Annotated in this window: 8 protein-coding genes; 4 read left to right on the top strand and 4 right to left on the bottom strand. The window is 45.5% G+C overall.

All coding sequences use genetic code 11. The annotated features are described in order from the left end of the window. Window positions 1–180: 180 nt before the first annotated feature. The 4 genes from GXP65_RS06670 (at window position 181) to GXP65_RS06655 (ending at window position 3,976) form a co-directional block, all read left to right on the top strand. A complete protein-coding gene (locus tag GXP65_RS06670) occupies window positions 181–1,296 on the top strand; it encodes a DUF481 domain-containing protein (RefSeq protein WP_162092339.1) in 1,116 nt (371 codons plus the stop codon). A gap of 131 nt (window positions 1,297–1,427) precedes the next feature. Continuing rightward, window positions 1,428–1,805, top strand: a complete 378-nt coding sequence (locus GXP65_RS06665; RefSeq protein WP_009707777.1) for a DUF3316 domain-containing protein — start codon at window positions 1,428–1,430, stop codon at window positions 1,803–1,805. A 94-nt stretch (window positions 1,806–1,899) separates the two neighbouring features. Beyond that, window positions 1,900–2,589, top strand: a complete 690-nt coding sequence (locus GXP65_RS06660) for a heavy metal response regulator transcription factor (RefSeq protein ID WP_045402390.1) — start codon at window positions 1,900–1,902, stop codon at window positions 2,587–2,589. Then, window positions 2,582–3,976 carry a heavy metal sensor histidine kinase gene (locus GXP65_RS06655; RefSeq protein ID WP_162092338.1) on the top strand — a complete coding sequence of 465 codons (1,395 nt, stop codon included), beginning with the start codon at window positions 2,582–2,584 and terminating at the stop codon, window positions 3,974–3,976. The genes GXP65_RS06660 and GXP65_RS06655 overlap by 8 nt, the downstream gene beginning before the upstream one ends. On the opposite strand, the gene GXP65_RS06650 is transcribed toward GXP65_RS06655, so the two are convergent. From GXP65_RS06650 to GXP65_RS06635, 4 genes are all read right to left on the bottom strand, one after another. Continuing rightward, the gene (locus tag GXP65_RS06650) at window positions 3,930–4,574 is read right to left on the bottom strand and encodes an HAD family phosphatase (RefSeq protein ID WP_162092337.1); all 645 of its coding nucleotides are present in this window, start codon (window positions 4,572–4,574) and stop codon (window positions 3,930–3,932) included. The two genes, GXP65_RS06655 and GXP65_RS06650, sit on opposite strands and share 47 nt — an antisense overlap. A gap of 108 nt (window positions 4,575–4,682) precedes the next feature. Further along, window positions 4,683–5,213: an MltR family transcriptional regulator gene (locus GXP65_RS06645; RefSeq protein WP_038890856.1), complete on the bottom strand. Its 531-nt coding sequence runs from the start codon at window positions 5,211–5,213 to the stop codon at window positions 4,683–4,685. An 87-nt stretch (window positions 5,214–5,300) separates the two neighbouring features. Further along, window positions 5,301–6,449, bottom strand: coding sequence for a mannitol-1-phosphate 5-dehydrogenase (locus GXP65_RS06640; protein ID WP_162092336.1), 1,149 nt, complete (start codon window positions 6,447–6,449; stop codon window positions 5,301–5,303). A 113-nt stretch (window positions 6,450–6,562) separates the two neighbouring features. Continuing rightward, window positions 6,563–8,515 carry a PTS mannitol transporter subunit IICBA gene (locus tag GXP65_RS06635; protein WP_162092335.1) on the bottom strand — a complete coding sequence of 651 codons (1,953 nt, stop codon included), beginning with the start codon at window positions 8,513–8,515 and terminating at the stop codon, window positions 6,563–6,565. Window positions 8,516–8,980: the final 465 nt, after the last annotated feature.

Below are 8,980 nucleotides of genomic sequence, written 5' to 3'. Positions count from 1 at the left end.
CGCTTGTACGGTGGTGTGAGAGGACGGAGGCCGTGAGGCCTCCTCCTACTCGATTCCGTAGACATGGTTATGATGCGCAATACGTTGACATTCAATTGTTTACTTTCTGACACGCCGAGCGGTGAGCATCACTATCGTAAGCCCAACGGATGTGGTTGCCACTGAACTGAAAAGGTCACTATGAAAATCAAACTCTTGGCTTTATGTATCGCGTCCTCGTTTTACCATCCATCAGTGATGGCAGAGGAAGAAACACAAACAGAAGAGCGCAAAAGCCAAACGGTATTTATCGACGAAAGCGATGACTGGTTACAACTCAAATCGGGTGAAGTGATCAAAGGAGAACTGATTGGCACGATCAAGGAAGAAACCAACTCGTTCGATCAGGAAGTTGAATTTGATAGTGATGATCTTGGCGATCAAGAAATCGAGATCGAAGACATCGCGGTATTAGAAACGGCAAGCTTCTTTACCATTCGAACCTCTAGTGGTGATATATACGATGGTTACCTGTCGATTCGTGAGGATAAGTTGTATCTCACTAACGGCGAGGAAGAAATCTCGTTTCCCGTTACTGAGATTGTGTCGATTTATCGCGGATCGGAGAACGACTCCGATCATTGGACAACCGAGATCTTTTTGGGCTTGGACATCAGTAAAGGTAACACTGATGAGTTCTCTTTATTGGGTGAGGTTGAGGCAGAGCGAAGCACGGTCGGATCACGCACTAAGCTAAAAGCAAAGCACGAAAACTCGCAAACCAATGATCAAACGACCGCGAACAACAGCTCGTTTGATGGCTCGTATGATATCTATCTCAATAACCGTTTGTTCTTCAGACCACTTAAGCTCTCGCTGCTCAGCGACGAGTTCCAAAACATTGATTACCAAGTCAACGCGTCTTTGCAAATGGGTTACTTCATTATTGCCAACCCTCAAACGGAATGGGACGTCTCTATCGGTCCGGGTTATCAGTACACGGACTTTAAAACCGTGGAAGAAGGGGAGGCTGGTGATGTTTCCAGTAATACTCTTACCTTTGAATCGAACTTTGAGTATGAGCTGACGGATGACATCGATCTAAGCCACACCTATAACCTGAATTGGGCAAGCAATGACGCAGGCGGTACACGTCATACCAATGAGCTTGGTTTTGATATCGATCTTGTTGATGATCTGGAACTGAGCATCAAAGCAGTGTGGGATCACTTGTCAGAAACCAAAGCCGATGCTGAAGGCGTAGTACCAGAGAAAGACGACTATAAGTTCCATTTTGGTCTGACTTACGAGCTGTAGTTGGGGTGGTTATCGGTAATCAATCGCTATTTTGGTTTATGACAAAAATGTCATCTTCGAGATAGGTTGGTGTCAGGTGTGTTGTTGAATAATGAAGCCATTGAAAACAAACACACTCAAAGGTCATCAACATGAAAGTACTGAAAACCGCTCTCCTTGTAACAACAATGGCAATCACTAGCGCATCAGCATTCGCTCAACCGACTTTCACTGGTGGAAAATACATTAGCCGTGAAGAAATGAAGACCATTTCTGTTGAGCCAACGGCAACCTCGGATGCGGCTTATCAACAAGCGTTAGCTGAACTAAACTCTTTAAAAGACATGTCGTCTCATGAGCTTAATAAAGAGTTGAACATCGTGACTTTCGATGTCGCGAGAAACAGCACGCACCTGCAGGACGGTGGTTTTGTTACGGTACAAGAGCGCATGAATGAGCAGGGACAGTTGGAATATCTGGGTACTGTGAACGTGAAAGTGAACTACGCACAGCGCGACAGTAATCGATAAAAACCTTGAATGAAAAGAGTATGATGCAATTTGTATCGTACTCTTTTTGCGATCGTCAATGCTGAGCACATCCCGTTGAGATAGAGGGCTGAAATTGAAACTACTGATTGTAGAAGATGAAGTTAAAGCAGGGGAATACTTGCAAAAAGGGCTAGTGGAATCGGGCTATGTTGTTGATTGGGTTCGCGACGGTGTAGATGGCTTATATCACGCAACCAGTGAACCTTATGATCTTATTCTTCTCGACATCATGCTGCCCAAACTTGACGGTTGGCAAGTGCTCAACACGCTGCGCAGTAGTGACATTCATACCCCAGTTATTATGCTTACTGCCAAAGAGCAGATAGAAGATCGCGTGCGTGGCTTTGAGTTAGGAGCGAACGACTACGTGGTAAAACCTTATGCGTTTGCTGAGCTCTTGGCGCGCATTCAGAATGTCTTTCGTCATCATACTTCTTCTCGTGTACAGACCTCTTCTCAGACACTGCAAATTGCGGATCTAGAACTCGACATGATGAAGCGAGTGGCAACGCGAGGCGGGCAAAGTATTACGCTAACGGCAAAGGAGTACGCGCTGCTTGAGCTGCTGATGCGCAAAGAAGGTCAGGTGTTATCACGGACCACCATTGCGTCATTGGTGTGGGACATGAACTTTGATAGCGATACAAACGTCATTGACGTCGCCATCAAACGACTGCGCAATAAAGTCGACAAGCCATTTGAAACGGCTCTGATTCATACCATAAGAGGGATGGGGTATAAGCTGGAAGCGCCAGATGTTTAAACGCCCTACCAACCTGTCTATGCAAAACAAACTTGTGTTGATGTTTGTCGGCACGACGCTGGTGGTGTACCTCGCTTTAGCCTTTATTCTCTATTACACCATCGAGCGCCATTTCTTTACTCAAGACTATAACGAAATGGTCAGCAAATATAATGCGATAGAGAAAACCATGATGGCCTCTCCAGAGTCGGCTTATTTGCTTATCGACAACAGCTCCGCGTATATGTGGGCGTTTGAGGAGGGAGAGCAGACCTACAAAAACTCAACGCTTTCTATTCCTAAGGATTTGTCGTTGACGCTGAGCTCTCCACAGATCTTAAATCAAAACAATGCGATTGAATGGCATGAAGATTCTTTGGATATTCGAGCCTTCGCCTTTAAAGCCAAAGATGTCACTGTGGTGATAGGCATCAGCATTAACCACCATATACTGTTCCTCAACAAGCTGGGATGGATTCTATTCTGGTCGTTGGGTTTCGCGTTTTTAGCTTCTGCTCTGTATAGCCGAACCATTGTAAATCGAGGTTTGAGGCCGATTCTTACCTTAAACAAACACATCCAACATATTACCCCTGAACAGTTAGATATTCGTATTGACCCTGAGACATTGCCGATCGAGCTAAGAGAGTTAGCGATAAAGCACAATGCGATGTTGGATCGATTACAAACCGGCTTTCATCGTTTGAGTGAGTTCTCTTCTGATATTGCTCATGAGCTTAAAACGCCGCTGACTAACATCACCACTCAAAACCAAGTAATCCTTGGTGCTGCCCGCAGTTCTGAGGAGTATCAAGAAGCGATTGCTTCTACTTTGGAAGAGCTTGAACGGATAACTAAAACCATCAATGACTTACTGTATATCGCCAAAGCAGAAAACAAACTGATTCATCGACACAACGAGCGCTTTGCGGCTCATGAACAAGTGGCTCATTTGATCGAGTACTTCGAAATACTGGCGGAAGATTCAGCGTTGGCCATTACCACTTCAGGTGAGGCGATGCTGTATATAGACCGAAACATGTTTGAGCGCGCTATCAGTAACTTATTGTCCAACGCGATTCGCCATGCGTATGACGAGACGACGATTTCGATTGATATTGAGCAGGTTGGTGAATTTGTGAGAATAACAGTCAGTAACGTTGGTGAGGCGATCCCCAAGCAAAGCCTGCCGTATCTGTTTGACCGTTTTTATCGGGTCGACAAGTCTCGCCAACATTCAGGTAGCGTGGGAGCTGGGCTGGGTTTGTCGATCACTCAGTCGATTGTTCACGCCTACGATGGAAGCATCAGCGTCACTTCAGAAGATGGCCAAACCCAGTTTTGTTTAATACTGCCAGCGGCTAAAGCTGACTCAGCAGTGGAATCACTTCCTCAAGAGACGCTTTAATGATGACTCTGTCTTCGAGCTCTGGCAGAGGGGGAAGTAAATCCGGAATCATTACAGCTTGGCATTTTGCAGCGAGTGCGGCTTTGATGCCGTTGTTCGAATCTTCCAATACTAAGCACTGCTTGGCGTCCACACCCAATTGGCGATAAGCCATTTGATAGCAATCAGGGTTTGGTTTACCGCGTTCTACATCTTCGGCGGTAATCACTAAATCAAACTGAGCAAGGTACGTGCTGCCTGAGAAATTGTGTTTTACCTCTGGAAGGTGAGAAGAGGTAACAATCGCGGTTAATAAGCCATGCTGTTTGATGGCATAAAACAGTGCGTCGAATCCGGTTTTGAGCGCAACGCCTTGATTTCTTAGATTATGGAAGTGTTCATCTCGCACGGCTTTATAGCGCGGCATATCGATGGCGTCTTGAAAATGCTCGGCGAGTATTCTTTCACATTCAGGGTCTTGGACACCGATGAACTGCTGGTAGAAATCATCGGTGATGGTTAGGCCTTGCTCGGTGGCGGCGTATTGCCAACTTTGTTTGTAGATGGATTCGGTATCGAAAATCAGTCCATCCATATCAAAAAGTACCGCTTTTAACATTGGCTAGGGCTCCTACGTTTTTGGGTGTAGAGCGGCTGACATTGTTATCTTGTTATATCTAAGCAACCTCGAATCCTTTTGAAGGGAGCTTGGGTATAAAATGTAGGGTTAGAATGGGCTCTCTTTACCTAGTTCATTACAGATCTCGACAATCGCAAGTGAGAGCCCTGACTTAATGATTTGTTGTTGACGTTGCAGTTGCAGCTGATAAAACTCAAGGTCGATGTCGTCATCTGGTTCGCTGACTTCCAGTTGCACCATGCCCATTTTCTTTACCAGATGTAGTTTTTTGATTGGGTCTAGAATATTTGGGTCGGTAAACTCGTAATCACAAGCGTCACTATTGAGTTGGTTCTTGAGCTTAATGATGTCTTCGATGTCGTGGTAAATATCATCAGGAAGTACACCCAAGCCAAACAGTAACTTTAAACGAACAGATAGATCGCCCAGCGGTCCTGAGTCTTGTAGCAGCGGACCAACCACGGATTGAACGGCAAAGTTATCTTTACGAAAGATTCTTTGTACTAGCCCATCGATCGAATCGTTAAAGACGTCGACTGCCGCAATAAAAAAGCCTCGTACCGAAGGTGCGCTGTTTAATCGCTCAATGATCTCGGTTTCGTTGATGTTATCTGCCATATACTGAATACATTTCTAGTTATTAGGTATCCCAATCTCTTCATGCGGACAAGGATACAGAAGGGGAGCTAAGCTCCCCTAGGTAAATCAAAGTTGGTGGTAAAGCGTCTCAATTTGAGCTACTTCTGCACTGTCTTCTGCAAGACCTGTGTACACTGCCAGTGTTTTCTTCACGCCCACTTCTTTTAATGAGTTTTGCAGCTCTATGGCTTGTGGGTCAGTGTCGTTAGTGTACTTCAACGCAGCGGCAATGCCTTTCAAAAGTGTTTGATTTTCAGTGCCATACTCAATTGTACCTAGTAACGGCTTCACTAATCTATCGTTTGCGCCCAATTTGCGAATTGGTTGGCGACCGACACGGTCAACTTCATCGACTAAGAAAGGGTTGGCAAAGCGACCTAGAATCTTCTCGATGTACGCATTGTGCATGTCGCGATCAAAGCTGTAACGTTTGATCAGCACCTCACCACTCTCTTGCATTGCCTGTTTTACTTCAGCATGAATGCTTGGGTCCTCAATCGCTTCACGAATGGTGCGGTGGCCTTTTAAGCAACCTAAGTAAGCGGTAATGCAGTGACCCGTATTGAGGGTGAACAGCTTACGCTCGACAAACGCCATTAGATTGTTGGTTCTTTCCATGCCTGCTATGTCAGGGATTTCGCCTTTGAATTGCTGTTCATCCACAATCCATTCGCTAAAGCTTTCTACCGTCACTTCTAGTGGATCATCGTTCGCCGCTTCTGCTGGTGGCACGATGCGGTCTACCGCTGAATCGACAAAGCCAACCAACTCGTCTGCTTTTGCATGCAATGATTCATCCAAGTGTTTGTACACCTCACCTTTTAGATGCGTCGTACCGCGAACCATATTTTCACACGCGATGATGTTCAATGGTTTTTCGTTGCCTGCTGCAAAGCGCTTTGTAATGCCGGTGGCGATGGTTTTTGCAATGATGTCCAGTACGTTAGGGCCCACTGCTGTTGTTACCAAGTCGGTTTTTACAATGCGCTCGATGACATCTTCACTGGCGGAGTTAACCGCGGTGACGTGAGTTACTGTGTCGATTTGGCACTCAGTACCCACCACTTTTACTTTGTATTCTTGCTTGTGACTTAGTTGGTCGACGAGTGGAGCGTCAACGTCCGCGAATGTCACCTCGACTTCTGCATCTGCTAAGAGTTTACCGATGAAGCCACGACCAATATTACCTGCGCCAAAATGAACTGCGTTTTTCATAATGCTTACCTACCAATGTCTGAAATATTGACTAAAACGAATCTAGGGTGAGGCCAACCGCATAGGGGGTGACAGCTGACCTCGGTTTGCTCAGGAGCAAATAAAAGGAGTGATTAAGCCGCTTGCTGGCCGCCAAGGATGTTCAGAATCTCTTCCACATCGTTGGTGCTGGTTAGCTTCTCAATTGCCTCCGGCTCATCGAGCGCGTTTGTAATGGTGGTAATCACCTGGATGTGCTCATCGTTCTTAGCGGCAATGCCGATAACCAGTTTCGCTACATCATCGTCGTCTTCAGTAAATTGGATACCCGATGGGTATTGGCAGATTACAATGCCGGTTTTCTTTACGCGGTCTTTCGCTTCTACCGTACCGTGAGGTACAGCGATAGATTCGCCTAGGTAAGTTGAAACCAACGCTTCACGCTCAAACATTGCGTCTACGTATTCTGGTTCTGCGTAGCCAAGTTCAACCAATTTGTTGCCTGCAAAGCGAATGGCTTCTTCTTTGTTGGCTGCTTTCAAGCCTAGGTGAATGTTCTCACGCTGGATCTGGAATACAGATGGTTGTTGTGGCTCAAAGCTGTCGTCGTTGGCCGCCATGACTGACACTTTTACCATTTGGTCGTCATTGGCTGCGGATTGGTTTTGTGCTGCTAGTAGTTTGGTGACTAGCTGGTTGTACATTTCGCTGTCTAGGAAGTTAGTCAATGAAATGTGGTGTGCGTTCGGAGCATGCTTACGTGCACGATCCGTTAAGTCTTTATGAGTAATCACGATATCTGCACTCTCTGGTAAGCTGTTAATAGCAAGGTTGGTTACATGGATGTTCAGACCGGCGTCTTGAACCTTTTTGCGCAGCATGCTTGCACCCATTGCGCTTGAACCCATGCCCGCATCGCAAGCTACAATGATGCTTTGTACTGTCGCTAGGTCTACGTCACCTTTGCTTTGGCTGTTTACCACCGCATCGTTTTTAGATGCAGATTTCATGTCTTTCATTTGTGATGTTGCTTTCTCTAGTGCAGCTTCATCACCGTCTTCTTCTGTTGACGTTTGTGTCTTCATTAGCAGTGCTGCTACGGCGAATGACACGCCTGTTGCTGCTGCGATAGACGCTAGAACACCAACGATTGAGCCTTTCTGAGTCATCAATAAGATTGCAAAGATTGAACCTGGTGATGCTGGAGAAACGATACCTGCGTTAAAGATAGTTAGAACGAATACGCCAGTCATACCACCTGCGATAGCCGCAAGGATTAGGCGAGGGTTCATTAGGATATATGGGAAGTAAATCTCGTGGATACCGCCGAAGAAGTGGATGATTGATGCACCACCTGCCGTTTGACGAGCCGTACCTTTACCAAACACCATGTAAGCTAGCAGGATACCTAGACCAGGACCTGGGTTTGCTTCGATTAGGAAGAAGATCGATTGACCTGTCTCAGACGCTTGTTGGATACCTAGTGGAGAGAAGATACCGTGGTTGATCGCGTTGTTTAGGAACAGGATCTTTGCTGGTTCAACGAAGATTGAAGTCAGTGGTAGTAGGTGAGCAGAAACTAGGAAGTTAACACCTGCCGCCAAGCCACCAGAAAGAATTTTTACGAATGGACCGATAAACAGGAAAGCAAGGATCGCACACAGCATACCGATGATGCCTGCAGAGAAGTTGTTGACCAACATCTCGAAACCGCTTTTCACTTTACCATCGATGTAGTTATCGAATTTCTTGATAGCCCAGCCGCCCATCGGGCCGACCATCATTGCTCCCATAAACATTGGGATGTCGGTACCGACAATCACGCCCATTGTTGTGATTGCACCGACTACCGCACCGCGATCGCCACCAACCAATTTACCACCGGTGTAACCGATAAGCAGTGGTAGCAAGTAGGTAATCATAGGGCCAACCATAGATGCCAAGGTCTCATTTGGCAGCCATCCAGTTGGAATAAATAGAGCAGTGATAAAGCCCCACGCGATAAACGCGCCGATGTTTGGCATTACCATGTTTGACAGAAAACGACCAAAATTTTGTATCTTGATCTTGGCATCTGGTGATATCATAACAATTCCCCGTTCGATGTTCTGATTAATTTTGTTGTAGTAAACGGTTCGCCAAAACCGTTTGTTTGATTGCTTAGTACCCAATCAATTTACCACACATTTTCCAATTGGAACTGACAACGGGTTTTTCGTGATCAACCCCCGCATTTCTTAGGCTGAGAAACGTTTTTTAAGTGACTAACTTCAACTTATTGACTTGTAACTTAATGACAAAAAGCCACTTTCAAATCTGTCAATAAAAATCTTAGTGATCAATTCGATCTTCTGACAAATTTAAAATCAAAATACTTTGTGACTTTGATCACTTTTGATTTCTTTTGAAATTCGAATTAAATGTCACTAGCGATCAATATCACATTTCGTGTTGATTTGGTCTGGATGCAAAATGTGATCTGAGTCGTTTTTGGTGTTTTGTGAAAGTTTGCGACGGGATTGGTGTGAACAATGTCATTGCGACTCTTCGAT

The sequence above is a fragment of the Vibrio sp. LB10LO1 genome (assembly GCF_010092875.1).
Lineage (GTDB): Bacteria > Pseudomonadota > Gammaproteobacteria > Enterobacterales > Vibrionaceae > Vibrio > Vibrio campbellii.
This window is presented reverse-complemented; position numbering and strand designations above follow the sequence as displayed.